At 43.0% G+C, this 22,820-nt stretch carries 17 protein-coding genes, 12 tRNA genes and 3 rRNA genes; 27 read left to right on the forward strand and 5 right to left on the reverse strand.

The window, feature by feature from the left end; genetic code table 11:
- The first annotated feature begins 45 nt into the window (after positions 1 to 45).
- On the forward strand, positions 46 to 2,229 hold the full coding sequence (locus QNH43_RS01505) for a Tex family protein (protein WP_283916564.1): 2,184 nt from the start codon (positions 46 to 48) through the stop codon (positions 2,227 to 2,229).
- Between the two features lie 73 nt (positions 2,230 to 2,302).
- Here QNH43_RS01505 and cmpA read toward each other — a convergent pair whose 3' ends face one another.
- On the reverse strand, positions 2,303 to 2,422 hold the full coding sequence (gene cmpA / locus QNH43_RS01510) for a cortex morphogenetic protein CmpA (RefSeq protein ID WP_098372179.1): 120 nt from the start codon (positions 2,420 to 2,422) through the stop codon (positions 2,303 to 2,305).
- An 83-nt stretch (positions 2,423 to 2,505) separates the two neighbouring features.
- Between cmpA and QNH43_RS01515 the strand changes: the two genes are divergently transcribed.
- From QNH43_RS01515 to QNH43_RS01615, 21 genes are all read left to right on the forward strand, one after another.
- Entirely contained in the window at positions 2,506 to 2,970 is a 465-nt protein-coding gene (locus tag QNH43_RS01515; RefSeq protein ID WP_283916565.1) for a SprT family protein, read from the forward strand.
- Positions 2,971 to 3,117: 147 nt separating this feature from the next.
- Positions 3,118 to 3,192 (forward strand) — tRNA-Asn (locus tag QNH43_RS01520).
- Positions 3,193 to 3,198: 6 nt separating this feature from the next.
- Positions 3,199 to 3,289 (forward strand) — tRNA-Ser (locus QNH43_RS01525).
- 17 nt (positions 3,290 to 3,306) lie between these two features.
- Positions 3,307 to 3,378 (forward strand) — tRNA-Glu (locus QNH43_RS01530).
- A 25-nt stretch (positions 3,379 to 3,403) separates the two neighbouring features.
- Positions 3,404 to 3,479 (forward strand) — tRNA-Asp (locus QNH43_RS01535).
- Between the two features lie 98 nt (positions 3,480 to 3,577).
- Positions 3,578 to 3,652 (forward strand) — tRNA-Gln (locus QNH43_RS01540).
- Between the two features lie 9 nt (positions 3,653 to 3,661).
- A tRNA-Lys gene (locus QNH43_RS01545) sits at positions 3,662 to 3,737 on the forward strand.
- A gap of 9 nt (positions 3,738 to 3,746) precedes the next feature.
- A tRNA-Leu gene (locus QNH43_RS01550) sits at positions 3,747 to 3,828 on the forward strand.
- Positions 3,829 to 3,887: 59 nt separating this feature from the next.
- Positions 3,888 to 3,973, forward strand: a tRNA-Leu gene (locus QNH43_RS01555).
- Positions 3,974 to 3,991: 18 nt separating this feature from the next.
- Positions 3,992 to 4,068, forward strand: a tRNA-Arg gene (locus QNH43_RS01560).
- Between the two features lie 7 nt (positions 4,069 to 4,075).
- Positions 4,076 to 4,152 (forward strand) — tRNA-Pro (locus tag QNH43_RS01565).
- 31 nt (positions 4,153 to 4,183) lie between these two features.
- Positions 4,184 to 4,257 (forward strand) — tRNA-Gly (locus tag QNH43_RS01570).
- A 95-nt stretch (positions 4,258 to 4,352) separates the two neighbouring features.
- Positions 4,353 to 5,903 (forward strand): 16S ribosomal RNA (locus QNH43_RS01575).
- A 178-nt stretch (positions 5,904 to 6,081) separates the two neighbouring features.
- Positions 6,082 to 9,013, forward strand: a 23S ribosomal RNA gene (locus tag QNH43_RS01580).
- A gap of 119 nt (positions 9,014 to 9,132) precedes the next feature.
- A 5S ribosomal RNA gene (rrf, locus tag QNH43_RS01585) occupies positions 9,133 to 9,248 on the forward strand.
- Together the 16S, 23S and 5S rRNA genes with 12 tRNA genes alongside form the textbook arrangement of a ribosomal RNA operon.
- Before the next feature lie 66 nt (positions 9,249 to 9,314).
- A tRNA-Met gene (locus QNH43_RS01590) sits at positions 9,315 to 9,388 on the forward strand.
- A gap of 197 nt (positions 9,389 to 9,585) precedes the next feature.
- Entirely contained in the window at positions 9,586 to 10,038 is a 453-nt protein-coding gene (tsaE, locus tag QNH43_RS01595; RefSeq protein WP_283916566.1) for a tRNA (adenosine(37)-N6)-threonylcarbamoyltransferase complex ATPase subunit type 1 TsaE, read from the forward strand.
- Positions 10,038 to 10,730, forward strand: coding sequence for a tRNA (adenosine(37)-N6)-threonylcarbamoyltransferase complex dimerization subunit type 1 TsaB (gene tsaB / locus QNH43_RS01600; RefSeq protein ID WP_283916567.1), 693 nt, complete (start codon positions 10,038 to 10,040; stop codon positions 10,728 to 10,730). Before tsaE ends, tsaB begins: the two co-directional genes overlap by 1 nt.
- A gap of 22 nt (positions 10,731 to 10,752) precedes the next feature.
- On the forward strand, positions 10,753 to 11,205 hold the full coding sequence (gene rimI / locus QNH43_RS01605) for a ribosomal protein S18-alanine N-acetyltransferase (RefSeq protein ID WP_076372379.1): 453 nt from the start codon (positions 10,753 to 10,755) through the stop codon (positions 11,203 to 11,205).
- Positions 11,202 to 12,215 carry a tRNA (adenosine(37)-N6)-threonylcarbamoyltransferase complex transferase subunit TsaD gene (gene tsaD / locus QNH43_RS01610; protein ID WP_076372381.1) on the forward strand — a complete coding sequence of 338 codons (1,014 nt, stop codon included), beginning with the start codon at positions 11,202 to 11,204 and terminating at the stop codon, positions 12,213 to 12,215. The genes rimI and tsaD overlap by 4 nt, the downstream gene beginning before the upstream one ends.
- 318 nt (positions 12,216 to 12,533) lie before the next feature.
- Positions 12,534 to 13,876, forward strand: a protein-coding gene (locus tag QNH43_RS01615; protein WP_283916568.1) for an IS3 family transposase whose coding sequence is annotated in 2 segments (ribosomal slippage) — positions 12,534 to 12,975 and positions 12,975 to 13,876 — 1,344 coding nt in all. Because the reading frame shifts where the segments join, the coding sequence is not laid out codon by codon here.
- 53 nt (positions 13,877 to 13,929) lie between these two features.
- Here the strand turns inward: QNH43_RS01615 and QNH43_RS01620 are convergent.
- On the reverse strand, positions 13,930 to 15,849 hold the full coding sequence (locus QNH43_RS01620; RefSeq protein WP_283916569.1) for an ABC transporter ATP-binding protein: 1,920 nt from the start codon (positions 15,847 to 15,849) through the stop codon (positions 13,930 to 13,932).
- A 133-nt stretch (positions 15,850 to 15,982) separates the two neighbouring features.
- On the opposite strand from QNH43_RS01620, the gene moaC reads away from it, so the two are divergent.
- Complete coding sequence (moaC, locus tag QNH43_RS01625) at positions 15,983 to 16,489, forward strand: cyclic pyranopterin monophosphate synthase MoaC (RefSeq protein ID WP_283916570.1); 507 nt, start codon at positions 15,983 to 15,985, stop codon at positions 16,487 to 16,489.
- Positions 16,490 to 16,522: 33 nt separating this feature from the next.
- Positions 16,523 to 17,182 (forward strand): redox-sensing transcriptional repressor Rex, encoded by a 660-nt coding sequence (locus tag QNH43_RS01630; RefSeq protein ID WP_034306345.1) that lies wholly within the window; start codon positions 16,523 to 16,525, stop codon positions 17,180 to 17,182.
- Positions 17,183 to 17,221: 39 nt separating this feature from the next.
- On the opposite strand, the gene QNH43_RS01635 is transcribed toward QNH43_RS01630, so the two are convergent.
- Together QNH43_RS01635 and QNH43_RS01640 are read right to left on the reverse strand one after the other, a co-directional pair.
- Complete coding sequence (locus QNH43_RS01635; RefSeq protein WP_034306342.1) at positions 17,222 to 17,434, reverse strand: YdiK family protein; 213 nt, start codon at positions 17,432 to 17,434, stop codon at positions 17,222 to 17,224.
- The gene (locus QNH43_RS01640; protein ID WP_283916571.1) at positions 17,431 to 18,156 is read right to left on the reverse strand and encodes a CPBP family intramembrane glutamic endopeptidase; all 726 of its coding nucleotides are present in this window, start codon (positions 18,154 to 18,156) and stop codon (positions 17,431 to 17,433) included. Before QNH43_RS01640 ends, QNH43_RS01635 begins: the two co-directional genes overlap by 4 nt.
- A gap of 334 nt (positions 18,157 to 18,490) precedes the next feature.
- Between QNH43_RS01640 and groES the strand changes: the two genes are divergently transcribed.
- The 3 genes from groES (at position 18,491) to QNH43_RS01655 (ending at position 21,808) form a co-directional block, all read left to right on the forward strand.
- A complete protein-coding gene (gene groES, locus QNH43_RS01645; protein ID WP_034306337.1) occupies positions 18,491 to 18,775 on the forward strand; it encodes a co-chaperone GroES in 285 nt (94 codons plus the stop codon).
- Positions 18,776 to 18,834: 59 nt separating this feature from the next.
- Positions 18,835 to 20,472 carry a chaperonin GroEL gene (gene groL / locus QNH43_RS01650; RefSeq protein WP_283916572.1) on the forward strand — a complete coding sequence of 546 codons (1,638 nt, stop codon included), beginning with the start codon at positions 18,835 to 18,837 and terminating at the stop codon, positions 20,470 to 20,472.
- 772 nt (positions 20,473 to 21,244) lie between these two features.
- Complete coding sequence (locus tag QNH43_RS01655) at positions 21,245 to 21,808, forward strand: RraA family protein (protein ID WP_434060180.1); 564 nt, start codon at positions 21,245 to 21,247, stop codon at positions 21,806 to 21,808.
- A gap of 73 nt (positions 21,809 to 21,881) precedes the next feature.
- On the opposite strand, the gene QNH43_RS01660 is transcribed toward QNH43_RS01655, so the two are convergent.
- On the reverse strand, positions 21,882 to 22,751 hold the full coding sequence (locus tag QNH43_RS01660; protein WP_283916574.1) for a LysR family transcriptional regulator: 870 nt from the start codon (positions 22,749 to 22,751) through the stop codon (positions 21,882 to 21,884).
- Positions 22,752 to 22,820: the final 69 nt, after the last annotated feature.

Consider the following 22,820-nt stretch of genomic DNA (forward strand, 5'->3'; position numbering starts at 1 on the left):
TTGCTAGACTATACATATTAGATCAAAACGTTGGAGGTAAACATAATGATCGTTGTAGAAGATACATTAAAAGATTTGATTAAACAAATATCCAATGAGCTAACTTTGAAAAATCATCAAGTCCAAAACGTCATCCAGATGCTTCAAGAGGGTAATACTGTCCCCTTCATTGCGCGGTATAGGAAAGAAATGACGGGTTCACTTGATGAAGTGCAGATTCGTTCCATTATGGAAAGATGGAACTATCTAGAAAATCTTGGCCAGAGGAAAGCGGAAGTTACCCGTTCGATTGGTGAACAGGGGAAATTGACGGAAGAATTAACAAGACAAATCGCGAAAGCGACAAAACTGCAGGAAGTCGAGGATTTATACAGGCCATTCAAACAAAAAAGGAGAACGAAAGCAACAGTCGCTAAAGAAAAGGGTCTTGAACCATTGGCTAATTGGCTTTTGGATTGTCAAATGGATGCCCGGGTTAGCGAAAAAGCTGCAGAATTCATATCGGAAGAAAAAGAGGTTTATTCTATTGAAGAGGCTATTACGGGAGCGCAGGATATCATAGCTGAACATATTTCCGATGATGCAGAATTAAGGAAGTGGATAAGGGCTGAAATTTTCAAAGCTGGAAAAGTGGTTTCAACTGTAAAAAATGAAGAGAAGGACGAGAAAAAAATCTTCGAGATGTACTATGAATATGAGGAGCCGGTTCAAAGAATCGTACCACATCGGGTGTTGGCACTGAATAGAGGCGAAAAGGAAGAGGTTTTACGAATCTCCATTCATCCTCGGACTGAAATCATCATTGGTCATCTGGAACGGAAAATCATTAAAAATAACAAATCCGAGGCCCAAGTTGTTCTTAAATCTGCGATTGAGGATGGACTCAAACGTTTGATCATGCCTTCTGTAGAACGGGAAATCAGAAAAGAGCTGACTGAAAAAGCTGAGGATCAAGCTATCCATATTTTCTCTGAAAACCTCCGGAACCTGCTCTTGCAGCCCCCGCTTAAAGGGAAAGTGGTCCTAGCCTTGGATCCGGCATATCGGACTGGCTGTAAGTTGGCTGTCATTGATGAAACAGGAAAGGTACTTGATATAAGTGTAATCTATCCGCATCCTCCTGCTGCGAAGCTTAATGCTGCCCGTGAAAAAACGATTGAAATACTTCAGCGGTTCTCGGTTGAGATCGTGGCAATCGGCAATGGTACGGCATCGCGTGAATCAGAGCAATTCATCGCAGATATTATAAAAGAAGTGCAAGGGAATATTTCTTATATAATTGTTAATGAAGCGGGAGCCAGCGTGTATTCAGCCTCGGATATAGCCCGTGAAGAGTTTCCAGATCTTCAAGTAGAACAGAGAAGCGCAGTTTCGATAGGCAGAAGACTTCAAGATCCCCTTGCCGAACTTGTTAAAATTGACCCCCAATCCGTGGGGGTAGGGCAGTATCAACATGATGTGTCCCAGAAAAAGTTAACGGAATCCCTCACCTTTGTAGTGGAAACAGCTGTTAACCAAGTGGGAGTGAATGTCAATACCGCTTCATCGTCTCTATTACAATATGTAGCTGGTTTATCAAAATCAGTCGCTCAAAATATTGTGAAGAAAAGGGAAGAGGAAGGGAAGTTTTCAAGCAGGAAGGAATTAAAGAAAATTCCCCGGCTTGGTGCCAAAACATATGAACAATGTATAGGGTTCTTACGTATCATTAATGGAGATGAACCTTTGGATCAAACCGCGATACACCCTGAGAACTATAGTGCCGTGAATAAATTATTAAAGAAAATGGGATTTACATCTGAAGATCTAGGCAGTGATGCATTGAATGAAGAGTTAGGTAAACTAAATCCGGCTGATTTGGTCGATGAATTGGAAATTGGGGAAATTACGATTAAAGATATCATAGATGATTTGATGAAACCGGGAAGAGATCCTCGCGATGAATTATCAAAACCACTGCTTAAGCAGGATGTGCTAAAAATGGAGGATCTGCAAACTGGGATGGAATTACAAGGTACAGTGAGGAATGTTGTGGATTTTGGTGCGTTTGTGGACATCGGTGTCAAACAGGATGGACTGGTGCATATTTCTAAACTGAGCAACCGGTTTGTAAAACACCCATTGGATGTAGTTGCCGTTGGGGATGTTGTGACGGTTTGGGTCGAACTGGTTGACCCTAAAAAGCAAAGGGTATCTTTAACGATGCTCGAGCCAAAGAATCAAAACTAGCCTATGGTAAGCTCCTTCTATATTAGAAGGGGTTTTTTGAAGCGATGTATTTAGACTTGGAGCAAAGTTGAATCTATACCCTGAGACTTTCTTTCTTTTGATAAAAAAACCAACATTGATTCAACATCTTCACTTGATAATAATCCTTTTCATAAAAGGCTTTGCGGATTTGATTTTGGAACCAATTAGGCATAGCTTTTCCTCCCTTAGTTTCCTATTGTATTATTAGTCTATGTTATAATGGGTTGTCATGTTACCAAAGAAAGGGAGGGGGAAATGGATAATCGGCAATTGCAAAAACTAGTAGAAGAAATTTCGATGAAAGACTTTAAAAAGGCCTTTAAACACCAAGCCAGTTTTAATCCGCGTCTCCGAACAACGGGAGGACGATACTTGCTCCGTTCACACAATATAGAAATCAATAAGAAATATCTTGATGAACGCGGTATGGAAGAAATGATTGGGATCATTAAGCATGAATTGTGTCATTATCATTTGCATATCGAGAAGAAAGGGTACCAGCATCGTGATGCGGACTTTAGGCATTTACTGAAAAAAGTGGGGGCGCCAAGATTTTGCGAGCCGCTGCCATCTAACCAATTAAAGAAAAAGATGAATACTATTCAATATAAATGTGAAGACTGTCAGCAGGTATATATAAGAAAAAAACGAATCGACACTACCCGTTCCGTGTGTGGTAAATGTCGAGGATCATTGAGTTACCAAGGGTTTAAGGAATGAATAACAAAAATATAAAAAAACATAAAAGAACTCTTGACTTTAAGTTGTAACCTCTTTATAATCATAAGAGTCGACAAGATAACAACTTGTCTTAACGACAAACACTAAGGTCCTTGAGCTTGAAAAAAGGAACCCAATTTTCATTATTCCGCAGTAGCTCAGTGGTAGAGCATTCGGCTGTTAACCGAACGGTCGTAGGTTCGAGTCCTACCTGCGGAGCCATTTTTTGGGGAAGTACTCAAGAGGCTGAAGAGGCGCCCCTGCTAAGGGTGTAGGTCGCGTAAGCGGCGCGAGGGTTCAAATCCCTCCTTCTCCGCCAGCTGCATATTTTATCAAGGCCCATTGGTCAAGCGGTTAAGACACCGCCCTTTCACGGCGGTAACACGGGTTCGAATCCCGTATGGGTCACTTTCTTATACATGATCATAATGTTGGTCCCGTGGTGTAGCGGTTAACATGCCTGCCTGTCACGCAGGAGATCGCGGGTTCGATTCCCGTCGGGACCGCCATTTTTTAAAAAAACACTTGCTAAAATAATATTATCGTGATATAATATTATCCTGGCTGTTAATTAGTAATTAGTAATTAGTAATTAGTAATTGTTTATTGGGCTATAGCCAAGCGGTAAGGCAACGGATTTTGATTCCGTCATGCGAAGGTTCGATCCCTTCTAGCCCAGCCATTTTATTTAGAGCCATTAGCTCAGTTGGTAGAGCATCTGACTTTTAATCAGAGGGTCGAAGGTTCGAATCCTTCATGGCTCACCATTTATTTTCGCGGGTGTGGCGGAATTGGCAGACGCACCAGACTTAGGATCTGGCGCCGCAAGGCGTGGGGGTTCAAGTCCCTTCACCCGCACTGATATTTTTCTTCTTGACATCAAGTTGAAAAGGTGTTAAACTTACAAAGTCGCTTTCGCGGTCGTGGCGGAATGGCAGACGCGCTAGGTTGAGGGCCTAGTGGGGGAAACCCCGTGGAGGTTCGACTCCTCTCGGCCGCACCAATAACATCATAGAAATTAGCGCCCGTAGCTCAATTGGATAGAGCATCTGACTACGAATCAGAAGGTTGTAGGTTCGACTCCCGCCGGGCGCACCATATTTTACGGGAAGTAGCTCAGCTTGGTAGAGCACTTGGTTTGGGACCAAGGGGTCGCAGGTTCGAATCCTGTCTTCCCGACCATTCTTTCTGAAAATATCTCATACAATTAAATGCGGGTGTAGTTTAGTGGTAAAACCTCAGCCTTCCAAGCTGATGATGAGAGTTCGATTCTCTTCACCCGCTCCATTATTGCTCTTTGAAAACTGAACAAAACAAAGCGCCAACGTTAAATTTTAAGTGAGCACACACTATTAAAAAAGCAAATGAGCAAGTCAAACATTTCTTCGGAGAGTTTGATCCTGGCTCAGGACGAACGCTGGCGGCGTGCCTAATACATGCAAGTCGAGCGAATCGATGGGAGCTTGCTCCCTGAGATTAGCGGCGGACGGGTGAGTAACACGTGGGCAACCTGCCTATAAGACTGGGATAACTTCGGGAAACCGGAGCTAATACCGGATACGTTCTTTTCTCGCATGAGAGAAGATGGAAAGACGGTTTACGCTGTCACTTATAGATGGGCCCGCGGCGCATTAGCTAGTTGGTGAGGTAATGGCTCACCAAGGCGACGATGCGTAGCCGACCTGAGAGGGTGATCGGCCACACTGGGACTGAGACACGGCCCAGACTCCTACGGGAGGCAGCAGTAGGGAATCTTCCGCAATGGACGAAAGTCTGACGGAGCAACGCCGCGTGAACGAAGAAGGCCTTCGGGTCGTAAAGTTCTGTTGTTAGGGAAGAACAAGTACCAGAGTAACTGCTGGTACCTTGACGGTACCTAACCAGAAAGCCACGGCTAACTACGTGCCAGCAGCCGCGGTAATACGTAGGTGGCAAGCGTTGTCCGGAATTATTGGGCGTAAAGCGCGCGCAGGTGGTTCCTTAAGTCTGATGTGAAAGCCCACGGCTCAACCGTGGAGGGTCATTGGAAACTGGGGAACTTGAGTGCAGAAGAGGAAAGTGGAATTCCAAGTGTAGCGGTGAAATGCGTAGAGATTTGGAGGAACACCAGTGGCGAAGGCGACTTTCTGGTCTGTAACTGACACTGAGGCGCGAAAGCGTGGGGAGCAAACAGGATTAGATACCCTGGTAGTCCACGCCGTAAACGATGAGTGCTAAGTGTTAGAGGGTTTCCGCCCTTTAGTGCTGCAGCTAACGCATTAAGCACTCCGCCTGGGGAGTACGGCCGCAAGGCTGAAACTCAAAGGAATTGACGGGGGCCCGCACAAGCGGTGGAGCATGTGGTTTAATTCGAAGCAACGCGAAGAACCTTACCAGGTCTTGACATCCTCTGACAACCCTAGAGATAGGGCTTTCCCCTTCGGGGGACAGAGTGACAGGTGGTGCATGGTTGTCGTCAGCTCGTGTCGTGAGATGTTGGGTTAAGTCCCGCAACGAGCGCAACCCTTGATCTTAGTTGCCAGCATTCAGTTGGGCACTCTAAGGTGACTGCCGGTGACAAACCGGAGGAAGGTGGGGATGACGTCAAATCATCATGCCCCTTATGACCTGGGCTACACACGTGCTACAATGGATGGTACAAAGGGCTGCAAACCTGCGAAGGTAAGCGAATCCCATAAAGCCATTCTCAGTTCGGATTGCAGGCTGCAACTCGCCTGCATGAAGCCGGAATCGCTAGTAATCGCGGATCAGCATGCCGCGGTGAATACGTTCCCGGGCCTTGTACACACCGCCCGTCACACCACGAGAGTTTGTAACACCCGAAGTCGGTGAGGTAACCTTCATGGAGCCAGCCGCCTAAGGTGGGACAGATGATTGGGGTGAAGTCGTAACAAGGTAGCCGTATCGGAAGGTGCGGCTGGATCACCTCCTTTCTAAGGATAATTACGAGAGCGCTTTTGTTTTGTTCAGTTTTGAATGAGTAATTCATTCAAATAGGAAAGAGATGCATCACGATGTGATGAAAATCCTTTCTGCTTTGTTCCTTGAAAACTAGATAATAGATAGAAGGCAATTAATTTTTTTCAAAGCATCTGTAAGATCTTTTTTAACGGTTAAGTTAGAAAGGGCGCACGGTGGATGCCTTGGCACTAGGAGCCGATGAAGGACGGGACTAACACCGATATGCTTCGGGGAGCTGTAAGTAAGCTTTGATCCGGAGATTTCCGAATGGGGAAACCCACTGTTCGTAATGGAACAGTATCTTTACCTGAATACATAGGGTACTGAAGGCAGACCCGGGGAACTGAAACATCTAAGTACCCGGAGGAAGAGAAAGCAAACGCGATTTCCTGAGTAGCGGCGAGCGAAACGGAATTAGCCCAAACCAAGAGGCTTGCCTCTTGGGGTTGTAGGACACTCAACATGGAGTTACAAAGGAACGGGGTAAATGAAGCGATCTGGAAAGGTCCGTCGAAGAAGGTAAAAACCCTGTAGTTGAAACTTCGTTCCCTCCTGAGTGGATCCTGAGTACGGCGGGACACGAGAAATCCCGTCGGAAGCAGGGAGGACCATCTCCCAAGGCTAAATACTCCCTAGTGACCGATAGTGAACCAGTACCGTGAGGGAAAGGTGAAAAGCACCCCGGAAGGGGAGTGAAATAGATCCTGAAACCGTGTGCCTACAAGTAGTCAAAGCCCGTTAATGGGTAATGGCGTGCCTTTTGTAGAATGAACCGGCGAGTTACGATTTCATGCGAGGTTAAGTTGATGAGACGGAGCCGCAGCGAAAGCGAGTCTGAATAGGGCGAATGAGTATGAGGTCGTAGACCCGAAACCAGGTGATCTACCCATGTCCAGGGTGAAGTTCAGGTAACACTGAATGGAGGCCCGAACCCACGCACGTTGAAAAGTGCGGGGATGAGGTGTGGGTAGCGGAGAAATTCCAATCGAACCTGGAGATAGCTGGTTCTCTCCGAAATAGCTTTAGGGCTAGCCTCAAGATGAGAGTATTGGAGGTAGAGCACTGATTGGACTAGGGGCCCCCAACGGGTTACCGAATTCAGTCAAACTCCGAATGCCAAATACTTATTCTTGGGAGTCAGACTGCGAGTGATAAGATCCGTAGTCGAAAGGGAAACAGCCCAGACCACCAGCTAAGGTCCCAAAGTATACGTTAAGTGGAAAAGGATGTGGAGTTGCTTAGACAACCAGGATGTTGGCTTAGAAGCAGCCACCATTTAAAGAGTGCGTAATAGCTCACTGGTCGAGTGACTCCGCGCCGAAAATGTACCGGGGCTAAACGTATCACCGAAGCTGTGGATTGACACCATTGGTGTCGATGGTAGGAGAGCGTTCTAAGGGCGTTGAAGTCAGACCGGAAGGACTGGTGGAGCGCTTAGAAGTGAGAATGCCGGTATGAGTAGCGAAAGAAGGGTGAGAATCCCTTCCACCGAATGCCTAAGGTTTCCTGAGGAAGGCTCGTCCGCTCAGGGTTAGTCGGGACCTAAGCCGAGGCCGAAAGGCGTAGGCGATGGACAACAGGTTGATATTCCTGTACCACCTATACATCGTTTGAACGATGGGGGGACGCAGAAGGATAGGGTAAGCGCGCTGTTGGATATGCGCGTCCAAGCAGTTAGGCCGGAAACGAGGCAAATCCCGTTTCCATTAAGGCGGAGCTGTGATGGCGAGGGAAATATAGTACCGAAGTTCCTGATTCCACGCTGCCAAGAAAAGCCTCTAGTGAGATGTAAGGTGCCCGTACCGCAAACCGACACAGGTAGGCGAGGAGAGAATCCTAAGGTGTGCGAGAGAACTCTCGTTAAGGAACTCGGCAAAATGACCCCGTAACTTCGGGAGAAGGGGTGCTTTTTAGGGTGAATAGCCCAGAAAAGCCGCAGTGAATAGGCCCAGGCGACTGTTTAGCAAAAACACAGGTCTCTGCGAAGCCGCAAGGCGAAGTATAGGGGCTGACACCTGCCCGGTGCTGGAAGGTTAAGGGGAGAGGTTAGCGCAAGCGAAGCTTTGAACCGAAGCCCCAGTAAACGGCGGCCGTAACTATAACGGTCCTAAGGTAGCGAAATTCCTTGTCGGGTAAGTTCCGACCCGCACGAAAGGTGTAACGATCTGGGCACTGTCTCAACGAGAGACTCGGTGAAATTATAGTACCTGTGAAGATGCAGGTTACCCGCGACAGGACGGAAAGACCCCGTGGAGCTTTACTGCAGCCTGATATTGAATTTTGGTACAGCTTGTACAGGATAGGTAGGAGCCTGAGAAGCCGGAGCGCCAGCTTCGGTGGAGGCGTTGGTGGGATACTACCCTGGCTGTATTGAAATTCTAACCCGCGCCCCTCATCGGGGTGGGAGACAGTGTCAGGTGGGCAGTTTGACTGGGGCGGTCGCCTCCTAAAGAGTAACGGAGGCGCCCAAAGGTTCCCTCAGAATGGTTGGAAATCATTCGTAGAGTGTAAAGGCACAAGGGAGCTTGACTGCGAGACCTACAAGTCGAGCAGGGACGAAAGTCGGGCTTAGTGATCCGGTGGTTCCGCATGGAAGGGCCATCGCTCAACGGATAAAAGCTACCCCGGGGATAACAGGCTTATCTCCCCCAAGAGTCCACATCGACGGGGAGGTTTGGCACCTCGATGTCGGCTCATCGCATCCTGGGGCTGTAGTCGGTCCCAAGGGTTGGGCTGTTCGCCCATTAAAGCGGTACGCGAGCTGGGTTCAGAACGTCGTGAGACAGTTCGGTCCCTATCCGTCGCGGGCGCAGGAAATTTGAGAGGAGCTGTCCTTAGTACGAGAGGACCGGGATGGACGCACCGCTGGTGTACCAGTTGTCTTGCCAAAGGCATAGCTGGGTAGCTACGTGCGGACGGGATAAGTGCTGAAAGCATCTAAGCATGAAGCCCCCCTCAAGATGAGATTTCCCATGGCGCAAGCTAGTAAGATCCCTGAAAGATGATCAGGTTGATAGGTCAGAGGTGGAAGCATGGTGACATGTGGAGCTGACTGATACTAATAGATCGAGGACTTAACCAACGCTTTTTAAAAAATGAAATACCTTCTTATTATCTAGTTTTGAAGGAATGAAAACTTCCTATTGCATTTTGGTTTCATACATGGTATGATAATAAATGTGCAAAAAAAAAGATTGAATGTTTGGTGGCGATAGCGAAGAGGTCACACCCGTTCCCATTCCGAACACGGCAGTTAAGCTCTTCAGCGCCGATGGTAGTTGGGGGTTTCCCCCTGTGAGAGTAGGACGCCGCCAAGCTATAATCTTTGTATTCTTTTTGAGTGATCGGGAATACTATGTTTATAAAAGAAGCATTTATACCGTCGCGGGGTGGAGCAGTCCGGTAGCTCGTCGGGCTCATAACCCGAAGGTCGCAGGTTCAAATCCTGTCCCCGCAATCATGAAAAAACGAAACTTAGGTTTCGTTTTTTTGTTTTATCCGAAATTCGAATAATTATGTCCCTAACTTATTTGTTTCTTCTTTTGAAACAAGGTAAACTGAATATAGAATGGTTTTTATTCCATAATATTGCGTTTATGGTTCTCGACATGAACTTTAGGACGTTTTCCTAATAATGATAAAGGTGATTGATATATGCAACAGGTTGAATGGATTTCTCAGAATGAGGAAGAAACAGCGCAATTTGCGCATGAATTGGCACAAAAGCTTTCAAGTGGCGATGTGCTGGCTTTAGAAGGTGACTTGGGTGCTGGGAAGACAGCATTCACAAAAGGGCTGGCTAAAGGATTAGGTGTTACCAGAATGGTGAATAGCCCTACCTTTACGATAATAAAGGAATATATGGGTCGATTGCCTTTATATCATATGGATGTATATCGGGTAAGTGAATCGGAAGAAGATTTAGGCTTTGAAGAATATTTTGATGGTGATGGTGTGACTGTCGTTGAATGGGCCCATTTAATAAAGGATCACCTTCCAAGGGAAATCTTGACCATCTATATTTATCGTCTGAGCGATACAAGCCGGCGTTTTGTTCTGGAAGCCAAAGGCGAACGATATGTAAAGTTATGTAAGGAGATTATTTGATGAAGGTTTTAGCTATAGATACATCGAATTTTACATTAGGGGTTGCCCTGGTGAACGGGAGTCAAGTAATTGGTGAGTATACGACGAACCTAAAGAAAAACCATTCGGTCCGGGTCATGCCAGCAATTGAAACACTGCTGAGGGATTGTGATACTGAACCGAAGGATTTGACTAAGATAGTGATTGCTCAAGGCCCAGGATCCTATACAGGCGTCAGGATTGGAGTGACGATTGCCAAAAGCTTGGCCTGGACGCTTCAGATTCCGTTATCGGGTGTTTCCAGCTTAGAGGTTTTAGCAGCTAATGGACGTTATTTTAACGGATTGATCTCTCCCTTGTTCGATGCAAGAAGAGGGCAGATTTATACTGGATTATATGAAATGGAAAATAACTCTTTAAAGACAGTCATTGAAGATTGTAATATTCTATCCTCTGAGTGGGCGAATCAATTGAAGGAATTAAATCGTCCTGTTTTATTCGTTGGTCAAGATGTGGACATCCACCGGGATGCAATTACGGAAGCATTAGGTGATTTAGCTGTATTTGCTCCGGTACAGTCATATAACTCAAGACCAAGCGAACTGGCCTTCATTGGTCTTGATAAGACTGAAGTCGATGTTCACCAGTTTGTACCGAATTATATCCGCATGGCTGAAGCAGAAGCTAAGTGGCTTGAACAGCAGGGGAAATAAACAAGGAAAGCGACCGATTATTATGAGTAAAACATTGACGTTCCGAAAGATGAATACGGAAGATATCGACCAAGTGCTTAATGTGGAAAAGCAGTCCTTTACTTTGCCTTGGAGCCGGGAAGCTTTTTTTAATGAACTGAATCATAATCAATATGCTGTATACATGGTGATAGAGGATGAAGGGAAAATTGCCGGTTATTGCGGTGCGTGGATCGTCATTGATGAATCGCACATTACCAATATAGCGATATTGCCAGAATACCGAGGGCAAAAACTTGGGGAAGCTTTGCTCAGGAAGATGATTGAAATCTCCATTTCGATGGGTGTGGTGAGGATGACGCTTGAGGTCCGTGTCAGTAATTCAGTAGCCATTTCGCTTTATGAAAAACTTGGTTTCCAAAAGGGTGGAATCCGAAAAAATTATTATACAGACAATCAAGAAGATGCTTATGTTATGTGGGTGAATTTTTCATGAAAAAAGATCAATTTATATTAGGAATTGAAACAAGCTGCGATGAAACTGCGGCAGCTGTCATAAAAAATGGAACGGAGATACTGAGTAATGTCGTGGCTTCACAAATTGAAAGCCATAAACGTTTTGGCGGTGTCGTCCCGGAAATAGCTTCCCGTCATCATGTAGAACAAATTACGATCGTTCTTGAAGAAGCACTGCTGCAAGCCGGTGTGACCTATGAAGACTTGGATGCCATTGCGGTTACAGAAGGTCCCGGACTTGTAGGGGCACTATTAATAGGCGTGAATGCGGCGAAGGCTGTAGCTTTCGCACATGGAATACCGATTGTCGGTACGCATCATATCGCGGGTCATATCTATGCAAATCGTCTTATTCAGGAGATCGAATATCCTGCGCTTTCTTTAGTCGTTTCGGGAGGACATACGGAATTGGTGCTTTTAGAAGAACCGGGTTCTTTCAAGGTGATAGGGGAGACGCGGGATGATGCAGCAGGTGAGGCGTATGATAAAGTGGCCCGAACCTTGGGGCTCCCTTATCCTGGCGGCCCTCATATCGATAGGCTTGCACAAGAAGGCTCACCAACTTTGAAACTGCCTCGGGCATGGTTGGATGGCAGCTATGACTTTTCTTTCAGCGGGTTGAAATCAGCGGTAATCAACACGTTGCATAATGCTGAACAGCGCGGGGAAAAAATTGAACCTAAAGATTTAGCGGCAAGTTTCCAAGCAAGCGTGATAGAAGTGCTTGTAATGAAAGCTGTAAAGGCTGCAAAGGAATATAATGTGAAACAGGTATTGCTTGCTGGAGGAGTTGCGGCAAATAAAGGCCTTAGGGAAGCATTAACGGAAGCTTTCAAGGATTTACCTATGGATATATCCATACCGCCCCTCTATCTTTGTACGGACAATGCCGCCATGATCGGTGCTGCTGGCAGTGTCATGTTTGAAAAGGGAAAACGATCTGGTTTGGATTTGAACGGAAATCCTGGATTGGATATTGAAGCATTTTAATTGACGAGCAGACAGGATCCCTCACTTCGGCATCCTGTCTTTTTATCGTGTTTATAAAAAAATAGAATATTCTGTGGATAAAGTTTTTTGGATAATCATACTGCATGTGTATAAAGCGGTGTTTTTGTGGATAAGTGGATATGTTTCTGTGGATAATGTGTATAACTCAAATTAATGGCTAGTGAACGGTAAGTGGTTTGTTAACAATTTAGTGGATAACTTTCAAGCGACGTTTTGATTGGAAAAAGAAAAAGACCGAGTCAATTGAACTGCACCCCAATTGTTAGACACCATCTAACAATTGGAGGTGCTTTTTTTATGACAAAATATTCATTAGAGTTGAAATTAAAAGCTGTCCTTGTTTATTTAGAAGGAATGGACTCATTTAGAACTGTAGCCAATCAATTTAATATCAGTTTGACTCCTTTAAAGCAATGGGTGGCGCATTATAAAGAACATGGGATAGATGGGCTAATGTCTACCTATACAAATTATGATATTAGCTTTAAGATGGATGTACTAAACTATATGAACGATTTTGGAGTGTCTAGTACCCATGCAGCTGCTGTGTATAACATTGCTTCTCCTTCTACCATTACTAATTGGCTAAAGCAATTGGAGGAGTACGGAGTTGACGCTCTTGAAACGAAGAAAAAGGGGCGTCCATCCATGAAAAAAGAAACGGAGAAAAAACCAGTAGAAGGGTCATTAGAGGCGTTACAGGCTGAAAATGAAAGATTACGTGCAGAGAATGCATATTTAAAAAAGTTGAGAGCCTTAGTTCAAGAAAGCGAAGCGTCCGAACGCAAAAAGCGAAAGTAGTACATGAGCTAAGGGGAGATTTTAATTTAAAGCTACTTCTGTCCGTCGCAAATCTGGCAAGGAGTACCTATTATTATTGGATAAACGCCTTCGGGCGTCAGGATAAATACGAAGAAATAAAGCCAGTTATTCAGGAGATATTTCATACGAATAAAGGGAGATATGGGTATCGACGCATTACATTGGAATTACGTAATAGAGGGATTTCAATGAACCATAAAACGGTCCTTCGATTGATGAAGGAGTTGGGACTAAAGTGTCTGGTCCGTATGAAGAAATACCGTTCATACAAAGGCAAGATTGGAAAGGTTGCGCCTAATATCCTCAATCGTAATTTTAAGGCAACAAAGCCAAATCAAAAATGGGTTACGGACGTAACTGAATTTCATTTACACGGTGAGAAGTTGTATTTATCGCCCATTCTAGATTTATTTAATGGAGAGATCATTGCTTACAATATCGAATCACGTCCTGTTTATCCCTTAGTCTCCAAGATGCTAGACCAAGCCTTTATGCGATTGGAATCGAAAGATTCCCCCGTTCTCCATTCAGATCAGGGCTGGCATTACCAGATGAAACAATACTCACATGATTTGAAAAGACATAACATTATACAAAGCATGTCCCGCAAAGGAAATTGTTTAGACAATGCCGTCATAGAAAACTTCTTTGGCTTACTGAAATCGGAATTACTTTATTTACAGAAGTTCGACAGCATGGAGCATTTCAAGAAAGAACTGGAAGATTATATCCATTATTACAATCACCGACGAATCAAAGTAAAACTAAAAGGCATGAGCCCAGTAGATTACCGGGTTCATGCCCTCAAGGTTGCCTAATTAAATAAAGTGTCTAACTTTTTGGGTTCACTTCAAATTGACTCGGTCTTTTGTCATTCTTCCAGTTCAGTCCAATCTTCGAGAAGCTGGTCCAAACTTTCCTGTGCATGATCAAGCTTTGTTTGGACCTCCATCACTTTTTCATGGTCCTGAAAAACACTTGGATCACAAAGGAGATCATTATATTCGTTTATTTCAATTTCAAGAAGCTCCATGGCTGCCTCGATTTCCTCAATGCGCCGTTTTCGCTGGCGTTCAGCTTTTTTTGCTTCTTTATCAATTTTGTAATTTGTTTTTTCTACAGCTGCATCTAAAGTCTTAGCCTGTTCCTGCTGTTCGAGTGCTTGGATTTCCGCCTGCTCCTGTTTCTTCTCTAAATAGTAATCATAATCACCGAGGAATTCTTCGTTGCCGTCTTTGGAGAGCTCGATCACTTTCGTTGCTATCCGATTTATGAAATAACGGTCATGTGAAACGAAAAGAATGGTTCCTGGATAATCGATCAAAGCATTTTCAAGCACCAATTTACTATCGAGGTCCAAATGGTTCGTTGGTTCATCAAGAATTAAAAAATTCCCTTTTTGCATCATCATTTTGGCTAGGGCAAGCCGGGCCTTTTCGCCCCCGCTTAGTGTGGAAACGGTTTTCAAAACATCGTCCCCGCTAAATAGGAAATTACCAAGTACGGTGCGAATGTCCTTTTCCGGTTTAAGGGGATAGTCGTCCCATAATTCATTGAGTACGCGTTTATTGGAAACAAGGTTAGCCTGTTCCTGATCGTAGTAGCTAACTTCCACGTTCGTTCCAAAACGGAAACCCCCAGAAAGTGCAGGCAGTTTAGAAATGATCGTTTTCAATAAAGTTGATTTTCCAACTCCATTTGGGCCAACGAGTGCTATGCTTTCACCTTTAGTCATCCGGGAATTTATATTCTTTGATACCGTTTCCCCTTCGTATCCAATAGCCAAGTCCTGGAGGTGAAGTACCTCATTTCCGCTTTGCCTTTCAATCTGGAAAGAGAAATTCGCGGATTTTTCATCACCTTGCGGCTTGTCCAATACATCCATCTTTTCGAGCTGTTTGCGTCTGCTTTGTGCTCTTTTCGTGGTGGAAGCCCTGGTGATATTACGTTGGACAAAGTCGCGAAGCTTCTCTATTTCCCCTTGTTGCTTCTCGAACAGTTTCATGTCCCGCTCATAATCCTCCGCTTTTCCCTCTAGGTAAGAACTATAATTACCATGGTATTTTTTCATGTTATTCCGGGAAATCTCATATACGAGGTTTACTACTTTATCTAAGAAATAACGGTCATGGGAAACAATAAGGACAGCTCCCTGGTAGCTTTGTAAATATTGTTCAAGCCAAGAGAGGGTTTCGATATCCAGATGGTTCGTCGGCTCATCCAGAATCAATATATCCGGTTTCCTTAAAAGCAGTTTCCCTAATGCAAGCCTTGTTTTTTGTCCACCGCTTAAAGTGGAAATTGGGGTAGAATAGTCAAAGTCAGCAAACTGAAGTCCATGCAATACGGAACGGATATCCGCTTCATATTGATAACCGCCCTTCTCTTTGAATGCCACCATCAAAGTGTCGTATTCATTCAGCACTTTTTGGTAAATTGTTTCGTTTTCAAAGATGTCAGGTCTGGCCATATCAGCCTCAAGGCGACGCAGTTCCTTTTCCTGTTCTATAAGGTCCGTGAATACAGTCAGCATCTCATCCCAAATGGTAAGTTCGGATTCCAATCCCGTATCCTGGGCCATATAGCCGATGGTGACGCCTTTTGGTTTGATTATTTCACCGCCATCATGGGAAAGCTGCCCAGCTATGATTTTAAGCAGAGTGGATTTACCGGCGCCATTTCGGCCGACAAGTGCAATTCGATCTTTATTTTGAACTTCGAGCTTCATATTTGATAAAATAAGTTCAGCTCCATAATATTTCGATAGTTGATTGATTTGTAATAAAATCATAGATTTCACCTCAATTGATTAATGTTAGTGTAACGTATTTTAGTTATTATCGGCAACAGCTTGGTTCCAAGCTTAAACAAAAGCTGTTACATAAAGTGGAATAATAGTGTATGATTTAGGAGGGGTTACTTAAATGGGAGACTTAACGCATTTTAATGAACAGGGCAGGGCCAAAATGGTCGATGTGAGTGCTAAGCCTGAAACAACCCGGACGGCAGTGGCTCAATCGAGCATTTTATTGAATGACGAAATATATGAATTGGTCACGAACCATAAAATGAAAAAAGGTGATGTACTGGCTGTTGCGCAAGTTGCAGGAATAATGGCCAGCAAAAATACATCCAATATAATTCCGATGTGCCATCCCATTGCTCTGCAAGGGGTCAATATAGCCTTTGATTGGGAAAAAGAAGATCAAGGATATAGGCTTAGGATTGAAACGGAAGCTAAGACAAAAGGGAGTACAGGTGTGGAAATGGAAGCGTTAACAGCTGCATCCGTGACTGCCTTGACTGTTTATGACATGTGTAAGGCCATTGATAAGGGAATGGTGATCGGGCCTACATTCTTAGTGGAGAAAACAGGCGGAGTGTCTAGTAGCGATTATAAGAGGCAAGTAAAACAAACAGATAGAGATTAAGATGAAAAGCATGTGTGAAAGCGGGGAAGAACAATGAACCATGACCCAAAGATACCGCAGGCGACAGCCAAAAGGTTGCCATTGTATTATCGATTTTTAAAGAACTTACATTCCTCAGGCAAACAAAGAGTTTCCTCGGCAGAGCTAAGTGAAGCTGTAAAAGTGGATTCCGCCACAATTCGCCGTGATTTTTCCTACTTTGGCGCGCTTGGGAAAAAAGGCTACGGCTATAATGTCAATTATTTATTATCCTTCTTCAGAAAAACACTAGATCAAGATGAATTGACCAAAGTCGCTTTAATCGGGGTAGGAAATTTAGGAACCGCTTTTTTAAATTATAATTTCATGAAAAATAATAATACAAAAATTGAAATGGCTTTCGAAGTTTCTGAAGAAAAGGTCGGCAAGCGAATAGCTGATGTGCCCATCTATCATATGGATCAAATCGATACACTATTGCAGGAAAATAATATTACTGCGGCTATATTGACAGTGCCTGCACAGGTAGCCCAGACGATAACCGATCGTCTAGTCAAAGCCGATATAAAAGGAATATTGAATTTCACACCTGCACGGCTGACAGTGCCCCCATCCATAAGGGTTCACCACATTGACCTGGCCGTGGAGCTTCAGTCGCTCATCTACTTCCTGAAACATTATCCTGTAGTGGAAGAAGCCGCATTGGAGGAATGAAAAAAACGCTGCATCATTGCAGCGTTTTTTTATTTTTTCTTATTTTTTCTTATTTTTTTGTGCAGCTTTAATCTTAAAGTGCAGCATGATCATGCGCAATCCCGATCCAAAATCAAGAGTTGCAATAAGGACAAGTATGTAGGCAAAGAGTCCCCATCCGGAAGAATTGACGGTTTGAATCGCGATGGCGGTAAAAAGAGCTCCTAAGCCTGCATAGATGATGCCCATGAATAATGGTGATTGACGTTTCATAATAAACCTCCGATGAAGGCCTGTGCAGTATCTAGCATCTTCTCAATATCCTCCCGATATACCACTTGAAGGATGATAACAAGCGTATTCATCGCAATATGAGCGCTCATTGAAACGAGAATGCGGCCTGTTTTCGCATAAAGGAAAGCAAAGGTGAAGCCCATTGCCGTATATAAAAGAAGATGTTCAAATTCACCATGCGCCAAGCCGAAAATAACTGAGCTGATTAAAGCTGAAATAAAGAAGTTAAAGCGTTTATGAAGTGATCCGAAAATGATTTTCCGGAAAATTAATTCTTCCAATATAGGTCCAATTACTGAAGTGACGAAAATGACCATGGGGACTTTGTAAATGAGTGAGATAAGTTGCTGCGTATTTTCAGATTCAGACTCCACCCCAAGCATTTGTTCAATGCTGCCGGCAAGGCTTTGTGCAAAAAGTGCCATGAACACTCCTGCAATTGCCCATAATATGGACATCTGGACGGAAGTTTGATTTCTCGTGTCCAGCTTTTCCCTCATATCTTTTCTCATTAAAAAAAGAATCAAGAATAAAGCAGCGAGAAAACTGAAAACTATCCAGTATGCTGCAGATTTCACTTCGAGTTCATCTGCCGGCATTCCGGTATAAGACCCGATCAGCATGAAAATGGGTACCCCAACAATACTGGATAATTGCATGGCAATATAAGTGATGATGACGAACCAATATTCTTTTTTCAAAAATGAAAACTCCTTTTATAGTCACCCATCCCGTTCGGAACGTTCCTGATATGGGGACAATCTATAAACGCATACTCCAAAATGGTATCAAATATTGAGGCAGAACACCACTTAAAGGTACCCCTAACATAACATTTCAAATACATTATTAAGGAAAACATTATGCTAAAGTAGTTTACCCGTAATTTATCAGAAATTAATAAAAAATTTTCAATAAGATACTTGCAAAAAAGGCTCGGTTTATTTAATATTATAAATGTGTTAGCACTCGATGATGAAGAGTGCTAATAATCATGAAACAAATTATCGAGAGAATATGAGGAGGTTGTTTCACTTGTTAAAACCATTAGGTGATCGCGTTATTATTGAACTAGTTCAAACTGAAGAAAAAACTGCAAGCGGTATTGTTCTTCCTGATACTGCTAAAGAAAAGCCACAAGAAGGTAAGGTAGTCGCAGTTGGTACTGGCCGTGTCCTTGAAAATGGCGAACGTGTTGCTTTAGAGGTTGCCCAAGGCGATCTAATTATCTTCTCAAAATATGCAGGTACTGAAGTTAAATACGAAGACACTGAATACTTAATTTTACGTGAAAGCGACATTCTAGCTGTTATCGGCTAATTATACATCATACTTAACTGAACGAAAATTTTCTTAAAATTTTAGGGAGGTACTTATAAATGGCTAAAGAAATTAAATTTAGTGAAGAAGCTCGCCGTTCCATGCTTCGTGGTGTGGACGCACTTGCAGATGCAGTTAAAGTAACGCTTGGACCAAAAGGTCGTAACGTGGTTCTTGAGAAAAAATTCGGTTCACCGCTTATCACAAATGACGGTGTGACAATTGCTAAAGAAATCGAATTGGAAGATGCATTCGAAAACATGGGTGCGAAATTGGTTGCTGAAGTAGCAAGCAAAACAAACGACGTAGCTGGTGACGGTACAACTACTGCAACGGTTCTTGCACAAGCGATGATCCGTGAAGGTCTTAAAAACGTAACAGCTGGCGCTAACCCAATGGGTATCCGTAAAGGAATCGAGAAAGCGGTCAATTCAGCAATTGCAGAATTGAAAGCCATTTCCAAACCTGTTGAAAACAAAGAATCAATCGCACAAGTTGCTGCCATCTCTTCAGCTGATGAAGAAGTGGGCCAACTGATTGCTGAAGCAATGGAGCGCGTTGGTAACGACGGCGTCATCACTATCGAAGAGTCTAAAGGTTTCACAACTGAATTGGACGTAGTAGAAGGTATGCAGTTCGATCGCGGATATGCATCTCCATACATGGTTACTGATTCAGATAAAATGGAAGCTGTCCTTGAGAATCCATATATCTTGATCACAGATAAAAAAATCACGAATATCCAAGAAATCCTTCCTGTCCTTGAACAAGTTGTTCAACAAGGGAAACCGCTATTATTGATTGCTGAAGATGTAGAAGGCGAAGCGCTTGCAACTCTTGTTGTGAACAAACTTCGTGGAACATTCAACGCTGTTGCGGTTAAGGCTCCTGGATTCGGTGACCGTCGTAAAGCAATGCTTGAAGACATCGCAGCTCTTACAGGCGGCGAAGTGATCACTGAAGAAATCGGACTTGATCTTAAATCTGCAACAATCGATTCATTAGGCCGTGCGTCTAAAGTGGTTGTTACAAAAGAAAATACAACAATCGTTGAAGGTTCTGGAGACACAGCTCAAATTCAAGCTCGTGTAAACCAAATCCGTGTTCAATTAGAAGAAACAACTTCTGAATTCGACCGTGAAAAATTACAAGAACGCCTTGCTAAATTAGCTGGTGGCGTAGCGGTAATCAAAGTTGGTGCAGCTACCGAAACAGAATTAAAAGAACGTAAACTACGTATTGAAGATGCATTGAACTCCACTCGTGCCGCTGTTGAAGAAGGTATCGTAGCCGGTGGTGGTACAGCACTTCTTAACGTATACAATAAAATCGCTGAAATTCAAGCGGAAGGCGACGTAGCAACAGGCGTGAAAATCGTTCTTCGTGCAATCGAAGAGCCTGTTCGTCAAATCGCTCACAATGCCGGTCTTGAAGGCTCTGTAATCGTAGAGCGCCTTAAAGGCGAAGCAGTAGGCACTGGCTACAATGCAGCTACTGGACAATGGGTGAACATGATCGAATCCGGTATCGTCGATCCTACTAAAGTAACTCGTTCAGCTCTACAAAACGCTGGTTCTGTAGCAGCTATGTTCTTAACGACAGAAGCTGTCGTTGCTGACAAACCAGAACCTGCTGGCGCTGGCGGCATGGGCATGCCTGACATGGGCGGAATGGGCGGAATGGGCGGCATGATGTAATAGGGTTTTAAATCCCTCGAAATATAGGGGTTTAAAGAGTATTTAGAAAAAAATGCTCACCTATTTGCTCACCTAACATGTAAATATCTTTTATAGTTGAAGGTCTTCCATCAGTTTACTGTGGGAGGCCTTTTCTTTGTATTTGAATTCTGTATGTCCTAATAGTTGTTGATTTTTTTAATTCCTACTACAGATTCAATCAGAAGTGTAAGTATGCCTAAAAGGCAAGCTGTTTCTTTTGAGAAAAAATTTCATGAGTCTTCACTATTAGGATAATTCAATCAATCTTTTGTCAAGGCGCTTTTCGTAAAGATTGTTGTTTTTAAAACGAAACGATTTAAGGTTGATTGGAGCGCAAGTGCGAGACTCCTGCGGGAGCAGCGGGACAGGTGAGACCCCACAGGCGTTTACGCCGAGGAGGCTCACCGCCCGCCCCGCGGAAAGCGAGCATCTGGAGTGGAAATCAACCACACCGCTTTACTTGGTAAATAGCAACAAAGTATGCGAAAACAGCCTTTGTCAATAAACTTGTAAATAAGGGTGAGATTTTATAAAGGTAACTAAATTGAAATAGGCAGGGTTAAATATGTCCATTCGAATTTAAAATAGATAGATATGAAAAATTTGAATTATCTATTTATATCTCCTTTTATTATAATGAAATTAAGTCATTTATATAAAAATCTTCCAATTAATTTGATAGAGAGGTGTGTTTGTATTGTGTATTATTGAAAGGTTTTCTGAAATTCCTACAACATGTATATCAGATACCATGAAAGGACTTAATAACTTATCTCCTACCATTAAGCCAGTTAAAGATGATTATCGGGTTGCAGGGAGAGCTTTTACAGTAAAAATGCCTGTAGGTGATAATCTTGTTGTCTTAAAAGCAATTCGTGAGGCTAAACAAGGTGATGTTTTGGTTATTGATGCAAAAGGAGATACGTATCGAGCGATAGCAGGTGATTTTATTGTTGGTATGGCTCAAACATTGGGAATTAATGGGATTATTGTAGATGGAGTAGTTCGCGACCTTGAAGGTATTAAGGCATTGAATTATCCAGTGTTTTGCAAGGGAACAACTATTGCTGCAAGTGGAAAGGCGGGCATGGGTGAAATTAATGTCCCCATTTCCTGCGGTGGGACAACGATACATCCAGGAGACATTGTTGTTGGTGATATTGATGGAGTAGTCGTAATTCCTAAACAGTTAGAAGAAAAAGTTTTAGATCAATCATTAGAAAAACTAGAAAAAGATAATGAGCGAGCAGAGAAAGTTTCAGGTAATCGAGAAGAAATAAGAAAATATCTAGATGAATTTATTTCAAATAAATAGTTTTTTTAAAAAAATGAACATTTGAAGGAATAGAAGGTAACACTCTATTCTTTCAAATGTTTTTTTATGAAATTTAAAGTGAATATACATTTAAGGTTTTTACAAAATCCACAAATGCCCGGACAACATTCATATCTACTGATTCTTTATAATATAACATCCATGTTTTTTGGGTTAAGCTATTCCCTTTCTTATCTTTTAAGTCAATTTTATGAATATCTTTAATGCCATCCAAAAAAAGAGAAGGCATAATAGCATAGCCCAACCCGTTCAAAACCATTTCCTTACAAGTATCACCTTGGTCAACTGACATCGCGATGTATGGAGGCTGGGAATAATGTTCTGCCCACCAATTTTCAATGATTTGCTTATAGAGTTGATCTGTTCGGTAGTCGATTCTAGGGAGATTGGGAAGATCAGATAGGTTTATTTCATTTCTAGACACAATACAAAGCTCTTCTTCAAATAGTAAATGCTTTTCATCCGGCCAACTATAATCTCCGCGGATAAATCCGACATGAGAAACTTGATTATAAACCAAATTGAAAATATCTTTGCTATAGCCTGTGTCTACTTGAAACTCAACATCCGGATATCGTTCTTTAAACAACTTTAATAAGAGTGGTAACTTATATTTACTGATAAAATTGGAAACACCCAATCTTAACGTTCCAGATACACTATGGTTAAAATTTTCTAAATCTTCTTTAATTTCGCGGAAAGAATTGAGCATTTCTTCGGCACGCTTAGCTAAATATTCCCCTTCTGGAGTGAACCGCACTCCTTTTATTCCCCTATCAACAATTTTAACCCCAAATTCCGTTTCAATTTGCTTAAGGCGTTTTGTTAGCGTTGGTTGGGCAATAAATAGGCTTTGTCCGGCCTTTGTAATACTTTTTTCATTAAATAATGTATGTAATATAAGCCAGTCACGATCATCCATTTGCTTTAACTCCCTTAATTTTATCTTTTTTTTAAAATTGTGTAACTATTCATGCAATTACACTTGAAC

Source organism: Peribacillus simplex (assembly GCF_030123325.1).
Lineage (GTDB): Bacteria > Bacillota > Bacilli > Bacillales > DSM-1321 > Peribacillus > Peribacillus simplex_D.

Excerpts from the sequence above, each read along its gene's own strand:
- QNH43_RS01655 (WP_434060180.1), top strand. The coding sequence starts at position 21,245 with ATGAAAGGACTTAATAACTTATCTCCTACCATTAAGCCAGTTAAAGAT.
- QNH43_RS01620 (WP_283916569.1), bottom strand. The coding sequence starts at position 15,849 with ATGATTTTATTACAAATCAATCAACTATCGAAATATTATGGAGCTGAA.
- QNH43_RS01630 (WP_034306345.1), top strand. The coding sequence starts at position 16,523 with ATGAACCATGACCCAAAGATACCGCAGGCGACAGCCAAAAGGTTGCCA.
- rimI (WP_076372379.1), top strand. The coding sequence starts at position 10,753 with ATGAGTAAAACATTGACGTTCCGAAAGATGAATACGGAAGATATCGAC.
- tsaD (WP_076372381.1), top strand. The coding sequence starts at position 11,202 with ATGAAAAAAGATCAATTTATATTAGGAATTGAAACAAGCTGCGATGAA.
- moaC (WP_283916570.1), top strand. The coding sequence starts at position 15,983 with ATGGGAGACTTAACGCATTTTAATGAACAGGGCAGGGCCAAAATGGTC.
- QNH43_RS01515 (WP_283916565.1), top strand. The coding sequence starts at position 2,506 with ATGGATAATCGGCAATTGCAAAAACTAGTAGAAGAAATTTCGATGAAA.
- QNH43_RS01505 (WP_283916564.1), top strand. The coding sequence starts at position 46 with ATGATCGTTGTAGAAGATACATTAAAAGATTTGATTAAACAAATATCC.
- cmpA (WP_098372179.1), bottom strand. The coding sequence starts at position 2,422 with ATGCCTAATTGGTTCCAAAATCAAATCCGCAAAGCCTTTTATGAAAAG.
- tsaB (WP_283916567.1), top strand. The coding sequence starts at position 10,038 with ATGAAGGTTTTAGCTATAGATACATCGAATTTTACATTAGGGGTTGCC.
- groL (WP_283916572.1), top strand. The coding sequence starts at position 18,835 with ATGGCTAAAGAAATTAAATTTAGTGAAGAAGCTCGCCGTTCCATGCTT.
- QNH43_RS01660 (WP_283916574.1), bottom strand. The coding sequence starts at position 22,751 with ATGGATGATCGTGACTGGCTTATATTACATACATTATTTAATGAAAAA.
- tsaE (WP_283916566.1), top strand. The coding sequence starts at position 9,586 with ATGCAACAGGTTGAATGGATTTCTCAGAATGAGGAAGAAACAGCGCAA.
- QNH43_RS01635 (WP_034306342.1), bottom strand. The coding sequence starts at position 17,434 with ATGAAACGTCAATCACCATTATTCATGGGCATCATCTATGCAGGCTTA.